We start from the raw sequence: 18788 nt of genomic DNA on the forward strand, positions 1-18788 counted from the left end.
GGCTTTAATATATGAAACAACTTCCAGGTGTTCTATGACTGCGATTCCGAGTGGCCTTGATCCGGCCGAAAGCAAGGGCACGGACGGCCCCCAGAAAAAATTCGAAACCGCGCTGTTCACGGCCGTCAACCAACCTGCCTTCGAACCCTCCAAAATCCGTGGCCCGTCGATTCCCCTGCCCTATCAGAATGTGCAGGCACCGGCGAACAACAGCATCACCTACACACCGCTGGGCAGCGACAAGCCGGTCACCCTCAAGCAAAGCGATAACCCGCGTCTCTACCAGACGCTGGTTGACCAGTACAACGCCCAGCAGAGCGATGCGAACCTGGAAAAGAACCTCGCCGCGAGCAAAGCGGCCGGCTACATCGAGGCCGACGCCAGCACCGTGGCGCCAGGCCTGGGCAACTACAAGGCGATCGGCAGCACGACGGAACTGGGCCCCGGGCTGATCCGCTACGAAACCTCTTCCGGCGACAGAATTGTGGTCAGCCAGAAAGAAACCCCGGGGCTGTTCGCCCAGGTCAGCGGCGACTCGGCCAAGCTGTTTGCAATCAATGCCAGCCAGGCTGAAGGCTACCGTTTGGCCAGCCCCAACGAGACCCTGGACCCGGCCGCCAACGTCGGCCCTCCCGAAGAAGTCGGGCCCGGCCTGATTCGCTATAACACCGCCTCCGGCGACAAGGTGATCGTGTCCCAGGACATTACTCCCGCGCTCTATGACCAAATGGCCAAGTTGTACGCCGGGACCACCGGCGCGGCGGGTGCTGCAGACACCTCGTGGATCGACAACTCGTCGTTCGGTGTGTCCGGCGCCAGGGACTGGGACACCCTCACCGGCAACACCAGCGGCACGCCCACCAAAGAAGAACTGGACCTGAACCGCCCCCGCGCCGCCGCGCAATTGCTCTCGCAGAATTGGGACGCGTGGGGCCTGCACGGTGCGCCCATCGACTTCGCCAACCCGCCCACCACCTTGCCACCCGAAGCCCAGGCGGTACTCAAGTACGTAGCCAGCAGCCCAAACCTGATGGCGGCGCTGGACAGCGGCGGTCGCGGTAAAGCCGACAATGTCATCACCCACGCCGACGTCGACCACTTCATCAGCAACACCAAGAGCGACATCGGTGCCGCGTCGAAAGCCTATGGCACATTCATGGGCAGCCATCCAGGCGACCTGGCCAAAGCCAACGCCAAGTCCGCCGCCATCGTGATGGCTAACGAAAGCCTGGTGGCCAGCTCCGGCACCGCCATGCGCCCGGGCGATCAACAGCGCAGCAACGACGGCATGATTCGCCCCGACAACCTCGAGGCACTGGGCAGCGATTCGGCCCTGAGCAACGAGCTGACGGGTGCCGCCGCCATGTGGTCGAAACCCGGCATGTTCCACGCCCTCGAAACCGGCGGCGACAACCCGGCCACCGGCAAATCCGACGCCGTTGGCACCCGCGACAATATCGGTGCCTGGCTGGAAAAACAGGCGCCGAAAACCGACAGCGACACCCTGACCTTCCTTGACAGCGCCGCCACCCGCGATGCCGTCGCCGGTGTGGACACCTCCACGCTGACCGCCGACATCCTGGCCAACCCGCAAAACTACACGGGCGCACAGAAAGCCGCGGTGCTGGTGCAACTGAGCGATGCGCAGACGCGCCTGTTGGTCAGCGACTATGTGCCCAACGCAGGCTTGATGGACAAGTACACCTCGCCTCACTACGGCCTGAACCCCAACGAAGACAAGATCAAGGCGCAGTTGCAAAGCGGCATTGAGACCCTGTCGGCGGACCCGGACGTCCAGGCGTTCCTGCAGAACAACCGTGGCCCTGCGCTGAGCGATATCGTCGGCAGCGATCCGACCCTGAAAGTCGCCATGCAAAATTACTTTGCCGATGGCATTGAGTCAGGCAAAAACCTCAACGATAACCTCAACGCCAAGGACCAGAACGGCAAGCAGATCGACATGGGCATTGGCCTGCAAAACGCTGCCAACGACGCGACCATCGCCAACCTGGCGCTGGGCGGCAATGGCCATGTCGACTTGACCAAAGTCGCCGCCAACGCCGGGCAAAGCGACGCGATCCAAAGCTACTACAAGAACGAACTGGTGACCGGCAAAGCCTTCACCGACGCCGTGGCCGCCGGCATGGACCCGACCGTCGCAGCCAGCAGTTTCGCCGCAAGCACCGCGTCGGCCCAGGCGTTCCTCGGTGACAAGGCGACGGCGGATGAGGCGGCGACCTTGCAGGTCAACTTCAACGAAAACCTCAGCGATGCGCTGCTCGGTGGTGCCACCACCGATACGCTTAACGTCACGCTCGGCGATGGCAACGGCAACTTTGACGAAGCCAAAGTCACCGCCGCGATCAACGATGCCCAGCAAAAAGATCCGCAGATGTTCGTGACCTCCGACGGCGGCAAGATTGACCCGGCGCAAGTGGTCTCGATGCTGCGTTCGGTATGGGACATCGGCCGCCAGGGCAACAAGATCGCCGACGCCTTGCCGAAAGCCATCGAAGGCATGAAGTTCGGCGATGTCAGCCCGGCATTCAAACAGGGCCTGCTGCACATCGGCAGTGCGGTGTTGATGAGCGGCGTGCTGATGGCGCGTTCGGCCAGCGGCAGCACCACCCCGGTGGCGGATGCCAACCGCGTGTCGGCCGGCTTGCAATTTGCCGGGCTGTTGCTCGAAGGCGGTACCAAATACGCCAAGGAAGCCGGCTATGGCATCACGTGGGTCAACCGCCCGGACGGTGGCACCCTCGGCGATTTCCCCGGCAAGGTGCCGGTGGGCAAGGGCCCGCTGTCACCGCAGCAGATCGCCAATATCGGCGCGGCGGGCAAGGTCATCGGGTCGGCGGGCGGCATCATCGGCGGCGTAATCGGGATTATCGGCGGTGTCGACTCGCTGAAAAAAGGTGATTACCTCACCGGCAGTTTTTCGGTCGCCACCGGTGTACTCGGCACGGGCGCAGCCGTGGCGGGCCTGGTGGAAGCCGGTGCCGGTTTGTATGGCGCCACGGAAATCGGCGCGGTGGCGGGCACCCTGAGCGGCATTCTCGGCGGCGCCACGGCGATTCTCGGCGGTATCGGAAGTGCGTTTTTGCCGTTCGCGCTGGCCGATGCCCACGGCAAGGCGCAAGACGCATTTTACGGGCAGCTGGCCCCGGTGCTGCAGCAATACGGCTTGACCGGCGGCCCGACCATGGAGGGCGATTACCCGGCAGACCCGATCCCTGCCATCAACACCTGACCCTTCCCGGCAGCTCGGGGTGAAAAGGAGCCACGCCGAGCTGTGATTCCCACGCATAAAGGTAAAAGACATGACGTATTCGACTCGCAGCCACCTCACCGATGACGCCTCGTTCGAGATCCACTTCGGCTCGTTCCAACTGCTGCCCCAACGTCATCTGCTGCTCAAGCACGGGCAACCCGTGGCGCTGGGCAGCCGCGCCCTGACCCTGCTGATCGCCCTCGCCTCACGGCCTGGGGAACTGCTGGAAAAAAACCGATTGCTCGGTATCGCCTGGCCGAAAACGGTGGTGGAGGAATGCAACCTGCGCACACAGATCAAGACCCTGCGCCGCGCACTCGGCGACGACGAGTCTGTCTACATCGCCACGGCGCCCGGCCAGGGTTACCGCTTTGTCGCCCCCACCTGGGTCCAACGTGCGCACGTCGACGTGGCGAAGGAGCCTGTCGTACTCGGGGTCTATGGCTGCCGACACTGCCGAGGTGCCGGGATGATGCCGCAGTTTGCTCAGATAAGCCTGCAGAACAGCTGATCGGCGCGGGTTATGCCGAGGGAAAAATAGCCGGTTGGCGCGCGCGGTGAGCAGCGGATGTGTGACGTGATCTGACCTCAATCAATCAGCCACCCAGGTCAACTGTGGGAGCTGGCTTGCCTGCGATGGCGGTGGGTCAGTCAGTCTCGCTGTTACAGATACACCGCCATCGCGGGCAAGCCCGGCTCCCACAGTTGAACTGCAGCAGACGCAGGATTCAGGTCAGACACAAATAAGTGTGGGCGCTGGCTTGCCTGTGATGGTGGTGGGTCAGTCAGTCTCGCTGTTACAGACACACCGCCATCGCGGGCAAGCCCGGCTCCCACAGTTGGACTGCGGCAGACGCAGGATTCAGGTCAGACACAAATAAGTGTGGGAGCTGGCTTGCCTGCGAGGGCGGTGGGTCAACCAGCCTGGCTGTTACTGATACACCGCCATCGCGGGCAAGCCCGGCTCCCACATTTGAACTGCGGCGGGCGCAGAATTCAGGTCAGACATAAATAAGTGTGGGAGCTGGCTTGCCTGTGATGGTGGTGGGTCAGTCAGCCTGGCTGTTACTGATACACCGCTATCGCGGGCAAGCCCGGCTCCCACAGTTGAACTGCAGCAGACGCAAATTCTGGCCAGACATAAATAAGTGTGGGAGCTGGCTTGCCTGTGATGGTGGTGGGTCAGTCAGCCTGGCTGTTACTGAGACACCGCCATCGCGGGCAAGCCCGGCTCCCACAGTTGGACTGCGGCAGACGCAAACTCTGGCCAGACACAATTAAGTGTGGGCGCTGGCTTGCCTGCGAGGCGGGTGACGGATGGCGGGTGAAGACCCTTGCCACAGAGTGTTTAGCTTTGCGCTGTAACCGCGAGTGCACTCAGGTCCAGATGCCCGTCCTTGAGTGGCGGGCACCAGTAGTAACCACCGGTCAACGGCGTACTAATGCGATACAAACCATCCACAATCCCATCCTCCAACCCACTCATGCGCCGCAGTTGCGCTTCAAACGCCTCAAAGGAATGGCCAAACGCAAGGAACATCAGCCCCGCCTGGCCGTTCTCGGCCCACGGCATCGAGCGGCGGACCACGAAGGCTTCCGGGGTGAAGCTCTCCTGGGCGGTACGCTTGGTGTGGGCGGATGCGGGGGCGTCGTCCAGCTCTTCGTTATCGCCATGGCGGCGGCCGATGATGTGGTCACGCTCCTGGGCCGGCAAGGCGGCGAAACCATCAAGGTCGTGCTGCCATTGCTGGATGGCGGCGAAGCTGGCGCCGCTGTCGGTCATGGCGGCCTCAACGGCGGCGTCGTCGTGGGGGTTTTCGGTGCCGTCTTCGTAATCGGTCAAATCGAAACCGGTCTTGTAGCGGAAGCCCTCGGTCATCTGGACCAGGCGAAACGCCGGGGCCAGGGCTTTTTCAAAGGTGCGGCTGCGCAACAGCAGCTCACCGCGATCCACGCCATGCAGCCACACCCACAGTGCCTGCTGAGTGGACGGGTTATGCGCACCCGGGCCGCTGACGGCGGGAAAGGCGCGCAACCCTTCAACCCGAGTGCCCAGAGCGGTTACCAGCGGCTCACCGACACCGACCACCGCGGCCGAATCCGTCAACTGCACCAGCGCGTCCAACGCAGCAGGCACCGCCTGCAGGGAATCCACGGCAAAAAACAGATGGCGTGCCTGCAATGGCACCGGTGCGGCAAGAATGCCCGGCTGGTACTGACTCATGTGAACTCCTTCAATAAAGCCGCGTAGTTTACTCCGGCAAGCGTGGCACACACAGCGGTGCGCACAAGAAAGCGCACAAGCCTTGCCATAGAGCCGCTTGTTGGGCGACTCTCTAGTCATGTTTTGCAACTATTCCAGGGGTAGCGACATGACCACCAGTAACCTGCTCGCCCAGCTGTTTCCCGCCTCCACCGCCGACATTCCCGAGCAATTTCGGCTGGGGGGGCCGATTGAACAGCGTGATTACCTCGTAGACGGCCAGTTGCAGGTGTGGAACGGCCCATTGGCCCAGGTGCTGAGCCCGGTGCAATTGGGGGATGAGCGGGTGCATATCGGCAGCACGCCGCTGTTGGATGCCGACACCGCCCTCACCGCCCTGGACGCCGCCGTGCGCGCCTACGACCGTGGCCAAGGTGAATGGCCGACGATGCGTGTGGCTGAACGTATCCAGCATGTGGAAGCGTTTTTGCGCCGCATGCGCGAACAGCGTGATGCGGTGGTCAAGCTGCTGATGTGGGAGATCGGCAAGAACCTCAAGGACTCGCAAAAAGAATTCGACCGCACCTGCGACTACATCACCGACACCATCAACGCCCTCAAGGAACTCGACCGCCGCTCCAGCCGCTTCGAACTGGAACAGGACACCCTCGGGCAAATCCGCCGCGTGCCGCTGGGTGTGGCACTGTGCATGGGGCCGTATAACTACCCGCTGAACGAGACCTTTACCACGCTGATCCCGGCGTTGATCATGGGCAATACCGTGGTGTTCAAGCCGGCCAAGCTCGGCGTGCTGTTGATCCGCCCATTGCTGGAGGCATTTCGCGACAGCTTCCCGGCCGGGGTGATCAACGTGATCTACGGCAGTGGTCGTGAAACCGTCAGCGCGCTGATGGCCAGCGGCAAGATCGATATCTTCGCGTTTATCGGTACCAACAAGGCCGCCAGCGATTTGAAAAAACTGCACCCCAAACCGCACCGCTTGCGTGCGGCATTGGGCCTGGATGCGAAAAACCCCGGCATCGTGTTGCCAGAGGTCGACCTGGACAATGCGGTCAATGAGGCGGTCACCGGTTCTTTGTCATTCAACGGCCAGCGTTGCACCGCGTTGAAAATCCTGTTTGTGCATGAAGACGTCGTCGAGCGTTTCATTGAGAAATTCAACGCCAAACTGGCAACGTTGAAGCCTGGCATGCCGTGGGAAGACGGCGTTTCACTGACACCGCTGCCGGAAGTGGGCAAGGTCGACTACCTCAACGCACTGGTGGCCGATGCGGCGCAGCACGGCGCCAAGGTGGTGAATACCAATGGCGGCGCGAGTCGCGGTGCGTTCTTCTACCCGGCCGTGCTGTACCCGGTGAACCCGCAGATGCGCGTGTATCACGAGGAACAGTTCGGCCCGGTGGTGCCGATCGTGCCTTACCGTGACCTGGAGACGGTGATCGACTACGTGCTGGACTCGGATTTCGGTCAGCAACTGAGTATTTTTGGCACCAACGCCAGGCAAGTCGGGCGGCTGGTGGACACTTTTGCCAACCAGGTCGGTCGTATCAATATCAACGCCCAGTGCCAGCGCGGGCCGGACACCTTCCCGTTCAATGGGCGCAAGAACTCGGCCGAAGGCACGTTGTCTGTGCATGACGCGTTGCGCGTGTTCTCGATCCGCACGCTGGTAGCGACCAAGTTTCAGGAGAGCAACAAGGCACTGCTCAGCGACATCCTGCGCAACCGTGATTCAAGTTTCTTGACCACTGACTATATTTTCTAAAAATGGCGCAGTTCAAATGTGGGAGCGGGCTTGCTCGCGAAAGCGGAGTGTCAGTCGAAACACCTTTGACTGATCCAGCGCATTCGCGAGCAAGCCCGCTCCCACACTTCAGACTGCGTTCGCCCTCACGACTAAGGCCACTTTACTACCGATGAACCTGCATTTGCCCGTGTTCGCTCGGCGCTTGTTGCGCCCTTTGCTGGACCCGTACCGTCGCTATCGCCATGCCAAGCTGATCCACGCGGTACGCGTGTCCATCGGTTTGCTGGCGACGATCCTCCTCACCACCGGCATCAACCTGCCCCACGGTGAATGGGCCTCGGTGACCATGCTGATCGTCATCGGCGGCTTGCAGCACCACGGCAATATCGGCAAAAAAGCCGTAGAGCGCGCCTATGGCACCCTGATCGGCGCCAGCGTGGGCTTGCTGTTGGTGGTGCAACAGGCGTATTTCGGCCAACCGCTGTTGACCTATCTGTTGATGTCGGTGGTGTGCGGGTTCTTTTCCTACCATGCGATTGGCAAGGGCGGTTACATCGCGCTGCTGTCGGCGATCACGGTGTTTATCGTCGCCGGCCATGGGGACAATCCGATATCGGACGGCCTGTGGCGCACCGTGGATATCCTGATCGGCATTGTGCTGGCCCTGGCATTTTCGTTCGCCTTGCCGCTGTATGCCGTGTACTCGTGGCGCTACAACCTGGCCAGTGCGTTGCGCGATTGCGCGCAGATTTATAGCCGGATCATCAGCGGTCAGTCAGTCACCGATGATGAGCACCTCAAACTGCTCAACCGCCTGAACGCGGCGATGCTGCAACTGCGCTCGTTGATGCCGTCGGTGTCCAAGGAAGTACGGATTTCCATGACCGAACTGGACGCGATCCAGCGGCATTTGCGCATGTGCATCAGCACCCTGGAGATTCTTGGCAATACCCGGCCCGATCCACGGGATGAACAGGCGATGGCGCGGATGCAGATGCTGTTGAAGGCCGAACATCGGCAGATTCGCGTGCAGTGGGTGGGAATGGCGCGGGCGTTGAAGTCGGGATTTACCGAACGGCTGGAGCGCTCGACCGTGCATGCCGCAGACGAAAGTGGGCTGGAGGCGCCGGTGCAGAGTGCGTTGGATGGGTATCGGTTGTTGACGTTGCAGTTGGCGAGCAACGTGGAGGCCATGCGCCAGAAGCTTGCCAAGACATCGAGCCACTGGAAGATCTGAACCGATAAAAAAGGGGCAGTCCACCCTCACGTGGAGCTGCCCCTTGCATCTACATCGGGTGACCCCTCTCCTTAAATCGAAAAGAACGACACGATACCCGTTGCCTGATTAACCAGAAGCGCAAGACTACCGTCAGAGGTGAAAGTGATGTCGGCAAGGTTGTCGAAACCCGTAAATCGATTAATGACTGTTTCCGTCACGGTATCGATAACGAACAGCGAATCGCGATAACTCGTCGTCCCCCCTGGGCCTACTGACCCCACATAGCATTGACGGGCAGTCGGATGCATCTTGACGCCCCAGGCGTAATGGAACCCCCCCAGCGATTTGATAAGGGCATTGTTCACAGGATTAATGATCCGCACAAAATCGTTATCCGCGACATAGATACGGGCGGATGGAATGTTGTTGGGATTGAAGACGAGATCCTGAGGCCTGGAGAACCCCGTAACTTTGGCTACCACACCACTCAATCCGTTGGCATTGACGGCCGTTACTTGCTGTTCTGCGGTGAAGTAAATCTGCGTTTTTTCCGGGTTGAGCGCCATCGCGATAGGGTTTGGCGTAGTGGGGATCCGACGCAGCTCACTGCCGGAGATTGCATCAAGAACGACGATCAGCGACGGCACATTCGTCGAGACAAACAGGCGTGAACCATCCCCGTTGAGTTCAACCCCCTGAACCACGTCAACACCCTTCACATCAAACCTCATCAGCACACCGTGGGTTGCAGGATTGATGACGGTGACGGTGCGCCCAAAGAAGTTGGCGACATAGAGTCGGGAGCCGTCCGGGCTCAGCACCATTTTGAACGGTGAATTAATTCCGGGGATGGTATCAATGACCTTGCGGGCATTCACATCGATCACTGAAATCGAATTGCCGTGGTGGTTGGAGACAAACGCTTTGTCACCCGCCTTCGAAAGAACCGCAAATTCCGGGCTCTGCCCTACCGCAACGTTGGCGATAACCCCCGTCCGTTGTTTGACGGTGTAGGTCGTGACCGGAAATACCACGGACGTCGATACATCATCACTGCCATCAAACGTCACTCGGCACTCAATCACGATACTGCTACCGTTGCGTACCCCCTGCAGCCAGGCTCTGGAAACTGCCACATTCTTCAAGCCACTCGTCGCCTCAACCCCACTAATCGGATAGGCCCCCAGCACAGTTGATTGGACTACACCCTCAGCGCGTGCGGTGATCCACACCTTTTGCCCGGCAGCACTCAAACGCCAGGGGCTCAATGCCAGGAACCCATCGCCATTGAACGTGGTCAGGTCCAACGTGCCTTTATCGACAACCCCGTTAATCACTGCCTGCGGCAAGTCTGTCGCGCGGACAGCTTGTACCGTCAGTTGCTGGGCATCAGACGGCGTCACTCGGGTGCCAGACGTCACCTTGTAACGCAATGTGATGACCTTACCCACACTCGCCGCGATGATTGGCGCACTGATGGCGAAATCTACGCGCCCACCGGCCACTCCGTTCTGTGCAGCGATCGTGGCCAGGGTGCCGTCCGGGTAGATCCACTCCAGGACAATTTTTTGCGTAGCCGTCATGGCTGGATACGCCACCGCCACTATTGCATTTTTCTCGTAGTCCAACGGGTAAACGGTAATCGCGGCCCCAGGTTTGTTGGCAAAGCTCGGTGCCGGCAGGGTGGCTGCCAATGCTTGGACAATATAGTCGGCGGTCCCAAACAAGAGCGCGGTGTCCTTGTCGGGGATCTGCGCAAAACTGACCCAAAAGCGAATGGTCAGGTGCGAGCCGTCCTTGAGTCGACGCAGTTGATCCACCGGCGTTGCAGGCGAAATGCCCTTGACGACGCCGTCAGCCGTCACCTCATTGGCGGTGTAGGTATCTTCGATATAGGACGTGCCGTCGGCAAAAGTGCCTTCGTAGGTCATCCACATTAATTGGTCTTTATTGATTAAATCCCATGCGGCGATACGGGTGCGGGCCGTATTCGGCAGGCTAAAGAGCGGCAGCAGGGTCTCGCCAGCCCCGTCGATGATCGGCGTCGGCAGCTTCGCGAGCGGCTGCAGGACAAGCGTCAATATCTCGGACTTGTAGGTGAATTGCCCACGGGTAAAGCTGTACCGCACGGTGATTTTATTGCCGTTGGGGCGCACGCCCTTGGAAATCACCTCAGGCGGGATAGTGGCATTGACCTTGTTGGTCTTCGGGTCACCCGCCACTTGCACCACAATACTGCTGACCCCATACGCTCCCAACCACTCGACAAAAATCTGGTCATCGGCGCGCATCTGTTTGAACGCGACCTCCACGGTGGCGCCCTTGACCACCGCTTTGGGGTCAAGTTGGTCCTGCAGACTGCCGGCCTCCAGCACTTTGGGCAGTTCCAGTTTCACCTCCGCACCGACGGTAAGATCAAGCACACTGGAGCGCAAGACTTGTCGAGGCGGCCCCGCACGTTCAATGCTGTAGCTGACACTGATGCTGGCGTTGAGGTTGTTATCCAGGACTTTACGGTTAACCGGGAAAAACACCAACGGCAAGGCGGCCCCCGCGTATGCACTGTTGATCGGGATTTTGCCACTGGCAGAGCCGTTCGCGTCCTTGCCGACCACACTCCAATGCAGCACGTCGCCGGCAATCGTATTCCCGTAGGGGAAGATCAGTTGAATTTCAGGGTCTTTTACATCGGCAGGGTCGATGTTGTTACGGCGGGAGCCTTGAATGATCGGAGCTTCCAACACCGACACACGCTCACCCACCTGAGCCTGCAGCTTCACTGATTCACGCAGGGACGCCGATGTGCCCTCACCGTCATCGGTGGTGTAATAAATCTGGAACGGGCCTAGGCCTTCAAACGCCTTGAGTGCCTCCTTGGTCACGCGGCGCGTGCCGCCCTGGACGCCTGCCGGTTGCGGCAGGGTAAGGCTTACGCTGCCGTCGAGGGCTTCGAGCACCAGGGTTTCCAACAGAAACTCATTGTGCGGCTGGTAGGTAGGTAGTGTTACGACAATGTCGGTATTCGAAGGGATCAGCCCCGCCTCAAACGGGCTGACGGTCACCGCCGGCATTGATACCGGCAAGCCCGTCACACTGACCGTGTAACTGCCCGACTTGCCCAGCAGTACGCCAGCGCTGGTGCTCAATTCGTACGTCACTTGAAAACGCCCCTTGGCCAGCTCCGTGAAAAGGTCGTAGCTGACGGGGATCCGTTGGTAAGCCTTGGTGGTATCGGGGAAGGGCCCCAGTGTCACTGTCTTGCTTCGCCCTTTCTCCGGGAAAAGCTTGAAAATCAACATGATCCGATTTTGCGGGTTGGGTTTGGGCGACCTGCGCGGCCGATAGACCTCCACCTCCAACTTGGACCGGTTATTGAGGTTAAGGTCCAGTTGATCAGACTCAACCTCATCGACAAGAAAGGTCGGGTATTCCAGCAACGACGAGTCAAGTTCCGACACCAGTTTGTAGGCTTTGCAATACAGCCATTCCCCCTCGGGAACGTTGCCCACCACGTCTTTAACCGTAAAGGCGACCTCTACCGGCCCATTCTGATTGCCCTGCTTGATAATCTCCGGGCTGATAAATACCCGGATCGGCCCAGGCCCGGCAGCCTCTTCCGGACTGACCACATGCTCCACCGCCAGCCCGTCATAGCGCACGGTGATAATGTCGTTTTTACGGATATACAGGTATTTGGTGATCAGGCACCACAGCCCTTCTGCGGTGTTGTCCTTGTTCAGGACCGAGCCAGTGGGCAGGCCTTCTATCGACATATTCAAACCACTGTGCCACTTCTTCGTGACCTCCTGATCACGGCCGCCGGGGTTGGTCAATTTGATCAGGATGGTTTGGGTGATCGACCGGCTCTCCTGCAAACTGTTGGCTCGCACGAGCCGCCCGAACATAGGGACTTCGCCCTGGGGCAGCTTGTTCACCGTCAGGTAGTAAGCGCTGGCATCCGCGTCACTGATGGTTTTTGAAGCAGCAGGGTTGTTCAGGTCCTGAATGCGGATTGCGTAATAGTCGCCGAGCGCACGCTCAGCCCACGGAAGAAAGGTGAACATTGCAGGCGATACATGACGGATGCCCATGCCCCATACGGCAGTCTCGGGGTACAGGGGAGGCGTACTGGTAAATTGCGGCTGTAACTGCACAGCAGGGAAATATGAAGTGGGCGGTGCAAGATCGAGATCATAAGAATCAGTAGGCCGGCTGGACATGACTATTACCTTACTGGTTGAACGCGCGCCACACTGACGCACGAGGCAAGGTGAATAAGACGTCGGGAAGAGGAGCCGAATCTACTGTCAGAATTGACAGTGGCGACGAGTGGCTGGGGCCCGGCAAAAAACAACGGTTTCTGCGGGTATTCGTGAATCTCTCTGCACCCAGCCTTTTACTTACATTTTTTTCACGCTTTATTCACATCCGCAGCCGTAGGGTGAAGCCTCATCCGTTACAAACGCTGCACATCAAAACCCGCCGCCCCAGCGGGTTTTTTTTGTCTTGGATTTGGAGTTCAACGGGCCGCTTTGGAAGCAGGCGCAGTTGCTTGTTCACGAATCGCACGCTGGGTATCCAACACCTTGGCCAGCGCGGTTTCGGCCTCAGGACTTTGTTGCGGCACACGAATCGCGGCCGAGACCAGCGTGATCAACTTAGCCATCACTTCGGCATCAGTGGCCGGCCGGCCCAGGCTCATGGAATTCATCAGCAAGCGCAGTTCCGTCCCCGCCATCACCCCGGAAATCGCCTTGAGCGCAAATTGCAGGCGCACACCCAGCTCGTTGCGTGGCAAGTCCGGCAATGCCAGGGCGAAGGCTTCGAAGAAGCGCTGAAATACCGGCTGGTAATGCACCTTGAGGTATTCCTGGATAAACGGCGAGGTGTCGCTGTACACCCGCCCCAGGAAACGAATGAACGAGCGCCCTTCGCCGCTGGCCGGGTCGCTGCGTTCCAGGCCCATGGCCGGGGCAAACAGCACCCCAAGCAAGGTGTCGCAATCGAGCGGGCCGCTGGCTTCAGCTTCGCAGCGCGCAAGCAATTCCAGGCGCTGCTCGTTGAGCGGCTCCAGGCGCTGCATCAGCAGGGTTTTCATCAGGGAATCCTTGTCCCCGAAGTGATAGTTCACGGCGGCCAGGTTCACCTGCGCGCGCTCGGTAATCTGCCGCAGCAGCACGGCGTCATAGCCGTATTTGATGAAAAGAGCCTCTGTCGCATCCAGCAGTCGAGTCTTGGTAACGTTTGGAGCGCTGAGTTTCTTCGCGACCATAAGAGTTCCACGGGGGGAAATATTGTTTTAAAAAATAATTTGATTTTTTATACCGGGGCGGCCTGTCGAAAGCAAGCAGTGGCACGCCTTCATCCCTATAAAAGCCTGTATAACCGGGCGTTGTGAAGATAGACGAAGGCATTGCTGAGCGCCTGAACCGAGCCGCAGAAAAAAGCTTTCAAAGGATAAAACCGCTCTACATCCACCGCTGGCGAAGCGGATTGAACGCGGTTACTATTCAAACAATATTTTAAAAACAAGAAACAAAACCAGTCCGTGACGCGTACCAGGCAGCTCCCGAACTTGTTACAAAGATTTACCGGGGGCATGACGGCACCGTCGAGACTGCAGGCGTAGTCATGATGACAGATACCCCCGCGCACCCAGGCTTGATCTCCCTGCAAGGCATCGGCAAAAGCTATCAGCTCGCCGGGCAACACCTGTCCATTCTTAATGATGTGTGCCTGTCCATCGCCAGCGGCGACAGCTGCGGCATTCTCGGCGCCTCCGGTTCCGGCAAAAGCACCCTGCTCAATATCCTCGGCTTGCTGGACCTGCCCAACTGCGGCCGGTACCACTTTGCCGGTCACGATATTTTCAGCGCGACGCCCGATGAGCTGGCCGCGATCCGCAACCAGCAGATCGGTTTTGTGTTCCAGAGCTTCAACCTGCTGCCGCGCCTCAGTGCGCTGGACAACGTCGCCCTGCCCCTCAGTTACCGCGGTGTGTCGCGCCATGAATCAGTGGAGCAGGCACTGCGCATGCTCGCGCAAGTCGGCCTGGCGGAGCGCGCCCACCATCGCCCCGCCGACCTCTCCGGTGGTCAGCGCCAGCGCGTGGCGATTGCTCGCGCCCTGGTCGGCAAACCCTCGGTGATCCTCGCCGACGAACCCACCGGCAACCTCGACAGCACCACCGCCCAGGAGATCATGGACTTGCTCCTGGCCCTCAACCGCGAACAGCAGGTGACGCTGATCATCGTCACCCATGACGCGCATATCGCCGAGCGCCTGGAGCGCAAGATTCTGGTACGCAATGGCGTGGTGCAGGAGGCCGAGCGCCTATGAGCCTGCGGGTAGAGCGCAGCCTGCGGGTTGAACAGAGCCTCAGCCAACTGCTGCATGAAGCGTTCGTCAGCCTGCGCACCCTGGGCAAACGCTCAGTCCTGGCACTGCTGGGTATCGTGATCGGCAGTTCATCGGTGGTGGCGTTGATCAATATCGGCCACAACGCGGCGGTGGATGCCGCGCTGATTTTCAAGGACATGGGCACCGACACCCTGGTCGCCCAGTTCCCGCCCAAAGGCAACAGCAATGCACTGATGCGCGCCAGCCTCGACCTCGACGCGGTACGCCGAACGGTGCCGGGCATCGGTCATATCGGCGCGCTCAGTGTGTTCGGCGGGCCCATCGTGTTCCACGGTCGCACGGTCAGCGCCAACGTTGTCGGCACCACGCCGGACATCAAGGACGCCATGCGCCTGGCGGTGCGTGAGGGGCGTTTTCTATCGAACTTCGACGCCGGCGAAACCTACGGCGTGGTCGGCGACCAGATTGCCCAGGCCCTGAGTACGCCGGGCGACCCACTGAAGTTGGGTGATCGCGTGCGCATCAACGATTACCTGTTCCTGGTGGTGGGCATCCTGCACAACCAACCCCGCGCCATGCTGATGCCGGTGCAAGCCAACGAATCCCTGTTCATCCCCGCCGAAGGCATGCGCCGCATCTACCCGACCCCGCAAATCAGCAATGTGCTCATCCGTGCCATGCCCGGCCAGGACATGGACCGCATCGCCCGCGACGCCGCCGTCGCACTGAAAAGCCAGCTCACCGACCGCGATGTCGACATCCAGGTGCCCCAACAAATGATCGATGGCATGACCCGGCAAAGCCGCACGTTCGCCTACTTGTTGCTGGCCCTGGGTGCCATTTCCCTGGTTGGCGGCGGTGTCGGGGTGATGAACGTAATGCTGATGAATGTCTCGGAGCGCCGTCGTGAAATCGGCATTCGCATGGCCTTGGGTGCGCGCCAGCGCGACATCCGCAACCTGTTCCTGCTGGAGGCCGTCACGCTGACGGCCGTCGGCGCATTATGCGGCGCGGTGCTGGGCATGACTGCCGCCTGGCTCTACGCCTGGCTGTCGGGCTGGCAGTTTGCCCTGGCTGCCGCCGCCCTGCCGTTGGGGGTCGGCAGTACACTGCTGGTCGGCCTGTTCTTTGGCATCTACCCGGCGGTCTCGGCCTCGCGGCTGCAGCCGGTGGAGGCCTTGCGTGATGAATAAATGGCTCGGCTTGCTCGTGCTGGTCAGCCTGCCGGGCATGGCCGCCGACGTGGTCATCAACCCGTCCGCCCCCAGCACCACGCGCAGTGGTTACGATCGAAGCGTGTCGCTGAACGCGCAGGTCACCACGATGACCTTGGGCGATGCGGTGTACCTGGGCTTGCGCAACAACCCGGCGATCCGCAGTGCCTACCTGCAGCGGGTGGCGCAGAAGTTCGATCTGCGGGTGGCCGAAGACACGTTCAACCCCAAGCTCACCCTCAACAGTTATTACCGCCAAAGTCGCGGCTCGGTCGATAACTCGCGCAATGCCAACCTGGCCCCGAATGCAACCCTGCTTGGCGAGTACGGCACCCGGCTGAGCATGGCCTGGACCCAACAACTGAACACCGCCGACCGCGCTGGCCGCTACCGCAGCGACGGCCTGGACCTGGCGCTCATCCAGCCGCTCATGCGCGGCGCAGGTTGGGACGCCACCACCGCGCCGCTGCGCCTGTCGCGCCTGTCGGAGCAGGCCAACCGCCTGAACCTCAAGGCCACCGTGGCGCAGACCATCAGCCAGATCATCGCCACTTACCGTGAATTGCTGCGCGCCCAGGAGCAGTTGAGCATTGTCCAGGATGCCCTGAAACGTTCCAACACCTTGCTGGAAGTGAACAAGGCGCTGATCAGCGCGGGGCGCATGGCCGAGTTCGAAATCGTGCAGACCGAAGCCGATATCGCGACTCAGCAACTCGGTGTGGAAGAAGCCCGCAACCAGCTGGACACCAGCCGCCTGGCGCTATTGCGCCTGTTGGCCCTGGACCTGTCGACGCCGATCCGCGCCAGTGAGGCGCTGGAAGCCAAGCCGATGGTCATCGACAAGCGCCAGGCCTTCAACCTCGCGCAAACCCAGCAGCCGGAATACCTCGCCGCCCTGCTCGGTAGCCAGCAGGCCGACCTCAACCTGGTCATCGCCAAGGATTCCGGACGCTGGCAAGTGGACCTGGTGGCCGGGGCCAACCAGGTACGCGATGCCTACAGCAACAGCAACAGCAACATCGACAATGGCAACAACCATAACCGCACCTGGAACAGCTACGCCGGTGTGCAGGTGCAGATCCCGATTGGCGACATCAGCACGCGCCAGGCCGAGGTGCGAGCACGGGTCAATGTGGAGGATCAGGAGATCCGCATCGCCGATGCGCGCCAGGAACTGGAGCGCAACGTCAACGACGTGGTGCGTGACCTCGGCACCCGCTGGCGCCAGTATGAAATCTCCCAGCGGGCCGTGGAACTGTCGCGCCGCAAGATCGAGATCGAGCGGGAGAAACTCAGCGCCGGGCGCTCCAGCAACTTCCAGGTGCTGAGTTTCGAGGCCGACCTGCGCAATGCCGAGAACGCGCAGCTCAACGCGCTGATCGCTTATTTGAACGCCCAGACCCAGTTCGACCTGACACTGGGCATGACGCTGGAAAGTTGGGAAATCGCCCTCAATGACTACTAATAAAAAACGCCTGCTGGGCGCTGCATTGATCGTGCTGCTGACGGGCGCCGGCGTCACCGCGCTCAGCCACCGCAGCGATGCCGGGCAGACCGATACAGCCGAACAATGGCTGGCCGTGAAACCTGACCCACTGGTGCATCAGATTGGCCTGGTGGGCAAGATCGAACCCGACACCATCATCACCCTTACCGCGCCGTTCGACGGCAACGTGCTGGCCAACCTGGTGGAACAGGGCCAGCGGGTAGACGCCGGCCAGGTGCTGCTGCGCATGGACCCGGCCACCCTCGAAGTGCAACTGCGCGATGCCTTGTCCGCCCAGCTCAAGGCCCGGCGCACCGTGCAAGAGATGCAGGACTGGAACAGCAGCCCCGCCGTCAGCCGTGCGCGCCGTAGCCTGCGCACCGCCGAAATGACCGCCGGTAACACCCAGCGCAAACTCACCGAGAGTGAAAACCTGTTCAAGCGCGGCATCATCCCGCGCAACGAACTGGATGACCTCAAACAGCAGACCCAGCAGCAGCAACTCGACCTCGCCTCTGCACGCATGGATTTGCAGCAGGCACAGGCGCAGGGCCAGGGCGAGTACAGGCAAATCGCGGACATGGAACTGACCAATGCCACAGTGAAGTACGAGGCGCTGCACACGTTGCTCGATGGCAAGGAGGTCAAGGCGCCGTTCTCCGGCATCGTGGTGCCCGCACCCGGCAGTAATAATTCGCCTCAAAGTGGCGGTAACAACAACGCGCCGGTGCAGGCCGGCAGCAAGGTGAGCCAGGGGCAGGTGCTGTTCGGCCTGGCCAATATCGAGCGGCTGAAAATTGTCGCCAGGGTGTCGGAGTTGGACATCAACCAATTGCACCCGGGCCAGGCGGTAGAGGTGATGGGCGATGGGTTCGACGGCGAGCGGCTGACCGGGTCCGTCAGTGTGGTCAGCGGCCTGGCGATTGCCAGCGACAGCCAGGGCAGCGCGCAGTTTCCGGTGACGTTGTCGATCCCCAAGCTCACCGCCCAGCAGTTGCAACGGGTGCGGCTGGGGATGAGCGCACGCTTGACCATTGTGACGTACAACAATGCGCAGGCGATCGTGGTGCCGAGCCAGGCCATTAACCGCGATGACATGACCGTGGAGTATCGGGCGGCGATGGATAAGCCGGTGGAGCGGGTGAAGGTGACGACCGGACAGTCGACCGCCCAAGGCGTTGAAGTGTTTGGGCTCAAGCCTGGGTTCGTAAAAGCAGGAAGTTGAACACACTCTCAAGATCAATAGAGATCCAAATGTGGGAGCGGG

The 18788-nt window shown here is 60.5% G+C and carries 11 protein-coding genes; 8 read left to right on the forward strand and 3 right to left on the reverse strand.

What is annotated here, in order from left to right; all coding sequences use genetic code 11:
* Window positions 1-34 precede the first annotated feature (34 nt).
* Both CPH89_RS28825 and CPH89_RS28830 read left to right on the forward strand, forming a co-directional pair.
* A complete protein-coding gene (locus CPH89_RS28825) occupies window positions 35-3250 on the forward strand; it encodes a type III effector HrpK domain-containing protein (protein WP_053256871.1) in 3216 nt (1071 codons plus the stop codon).
* A 70-nt stretch (window positions 3251-3320) separates the two neighbouring features.
* Window positions 3321-3782 (forward strand): winged helix-turn-helix domain-containing protein, encoded by a 462-nt coding sequence (locus tag CPH89_RS28830; protein WP_053256872.1) that lies wholly within the window; start codon window positions 3321-3323, stop codon window positions 3780-3782.
* A gap of 837 nt (window positions 3783-4619) precedes the next feature.
* Here the strand turns inward: CPH89_RS28830 and CPH89_RS28835 are convergent.
* Window positions 4620-5495 (reverse strand): Dyp-type peroxidase, encoded by an 876-nt coding sequence (locus CPH89_RS28835; protein ID WP_053256873.1) that lies wholly within the window; start codon window positions 5493-5495, stop codon window positions 4620-4622.
* A 148-nt stretch (window positions 5496-5643) separates the two neighbouring features.
* On the opposite strand from CPH89_RS28835, the gene CPH89_RS28840 reads away from it, so the two are divergent.
* Together CPH89_RS28840 and CPH89_RS28845 are read left to right on the forward strand one after the other, a co-directional pair.
* Window positions 5644-7260, forward strand: coding sequence for an NADP-dependent glyceraldehyde-3-phosphate dehydrogenase (locus CPH89_RS28840; protein WP_053256874.1), 1617 nt, complete (start codon window positions 5644-5646; stop codon window positions 7258-7260).
* Between the two features lie 157 nt (window positions 7261-7417).
* On the forward strand, window positions 7418-8479 hold the full coding sequence (locus CPH89_RS28845; protein WP_053257996.1) for an FUSC family protein: 1062 nt from the start codon (window positions 7418-7420) through the stop codon (window positions 8477-8479).
* A gap of 71 nt (window positions 8480-8550) precedes the next feature.
* Here the strand turns inward: CPH89_RS28845 and CPH89_RS28850 are convergent, their stop codons facing one another.
* The gene (locus CPH89_RS28850; protein WP_081006384.1) at window positions 8551-12681 is read right to left on the reverse strand and encodes a YncE family protein; all 4131 of its coding nucleotides are present in this window, start codon (window positions 12679-12681) and stop codon (window positions 8551-8553) included.
* Window positions 12682-12980: 299 nt separating this feature from the next.
* Window positions 12981-13733, reverse strand: a complete 753-nt coding sequence (locus tag CPH89_RS28855; RefSeq protein ID WP_053256876.1) for a TetR/AcrR family transcriptional regulator — start codon at window positions 13731-13733, stop codon at window positions 12981-12983.
* A gap of 359 nt (window positions 13734-14092) precedes the next feature.
* Here CPH89_RS28855 and CPH89_RS28860 point away from each other — a divergent pair, with 359 nt between their 5' ends.
* Genes CPH89_RS28860 through CPH89_RS28875 form a run of 4 tightly spaced genes read left to right on the forward strand, consistent with a single transcriptional unit; the run spans window position 14093 to window position 18746 of the window.
* Window positions 14093-14800, forward strand: coding sequence for an ABC transporter ATP-binding protein (locus tag CPH89_RS28860; protein WP_053256877.1), 708 nt, complete (start codon window positions 14093-14095; stop codon window positions 14798-14800).
* Entirely contained in the window at window positions 14797-16014 is a 1218-nt protein-coding gene (locus CPH89_RS28865) for an ABC transporter permease (RefSeq protein ID WP_053256878.1), read from the forward strand. Before CPH89_RS28860 ends, CPH89_RS28865 begins: the two co-directional genes overlap by 4 nt.
* Window positions 16007-17500 (forward strand): TolC family protein, encoded by a 1494-nt coding sequence (locus CPH89_RS28870; RefSeq protein WP_053256879.1) that lies wholly within the window; start codon window positions 16007-16009, stop codon window positions 17498-17500. The genes CPH89_RS28865 and CPH89_RS28870 overlap by 8 nt, the downstream gene beginning before the upstream one ends.
* Complete coding sequence (locus CPH89_RS28875; protein ID WP_053256880.1) at window positions 17490-18746, forward strand: efflux RND transporter periplasmic adaptor subunit; 1257 nt, start codon at window positions 17490-17492, stop codon at window positions 18744-18746. The genes CPH89_RS28870 and CPH89_RS28875 overlap by 11 nt, the downstream gene beginning before the upstream one ends.
* Window positions 18747-18788 lie beyond the last annotated feature (42 nt).

Origin of the sequence: Pseudomonas fluorescens, assembly GCF_900215245.1 — a bacterium.
GTDB classification, from domain to species: domain Bacteria; phylum Pseudomonadota; class Gammaproteobacteria; order Pseudomonadales; family Pseudomonadaceae; genus Aquipseudomonas; species Aquipseudomonas fluorescens.

What these genes read in the sequence shown, in the direction of transcription:
- CPH89_RS28825 (WP_053256871.1), top strand. Translation starts at nt 35, where the DNA reads ATGACTGCGATTCCGAGTGGCCTTGATCCGGCCGAAAGCAAGGGCACG.
- CPH89_RS28830 (WP_053256872.1), top strand. Translation starts at nt 3,321, where the DNA reads ATGACGTATTCGACTCGCAGCCACCTCACCGATGACGCCTCGTTCGAG.
- CPH89_RS28835 (WP_053256873.1), bottom strand. Translation starts at nt 5,495, where the DNA reads ATGAGTCAGTACCAGCCGGGCATTCTTGCCGCACCGGTGCCATTGCAG.
- CPH89_RS28840 (WP_053256874.1), top strand. Translation starts at nt 5,644, where the DNA reads ATGACCACCAGTAACCTGCTCGCCCAGCTGTTTCCCGCCTCCACCGCC.
- CPH89_RS28850 (WP_081006384.1), bottom strand. Translation starts at nt 12,681, where the DNA reads ATGTCCAGCCGGCCTACTGATTCTTATGATCTCGATCTTGCACCGCCC.
- CPH89_RS28855 (WP_053256876.1), bottom strand. Translation starts at nt 13,733, where the DNA reads ATGGTCGCGAAGAAACTCAGCGCTCCAAACGTTACCAAGACTCGACTG.
- CPH89_RS28860 (WP_053256877.1), top strand. Translation starts at nt 14,093, where the DNA reads ATGATGACAGATACCCCCGCGCACCCAGGCTTGATCTCCCTGCAAGGC.
- CPH89_RS28865 (WP_053256878.1), top strand. Translation starts at nt 14,797, where the DNA reads ATGAGCCTGCGGGTAGAGCGCAGCCTGCGGGTTGAACAGAGCCTCAGC.
- CPH89_RS28870 (WP_053256879.1), top strand. Translation starts at nt 16,007, where the DNA reads ATGAATAAATGGCTCGGCTTGCTCGTGCTGGTCAGCCTGCCGGGCATG.
- CPH89_RS28875 (WP_053256880.1), top strand. Translation starts at nt 17,490, where the DNA reads ATGACTACTAATAAAAAACGCCTGCTGGGCGCTGCATTGATCGTGCTG.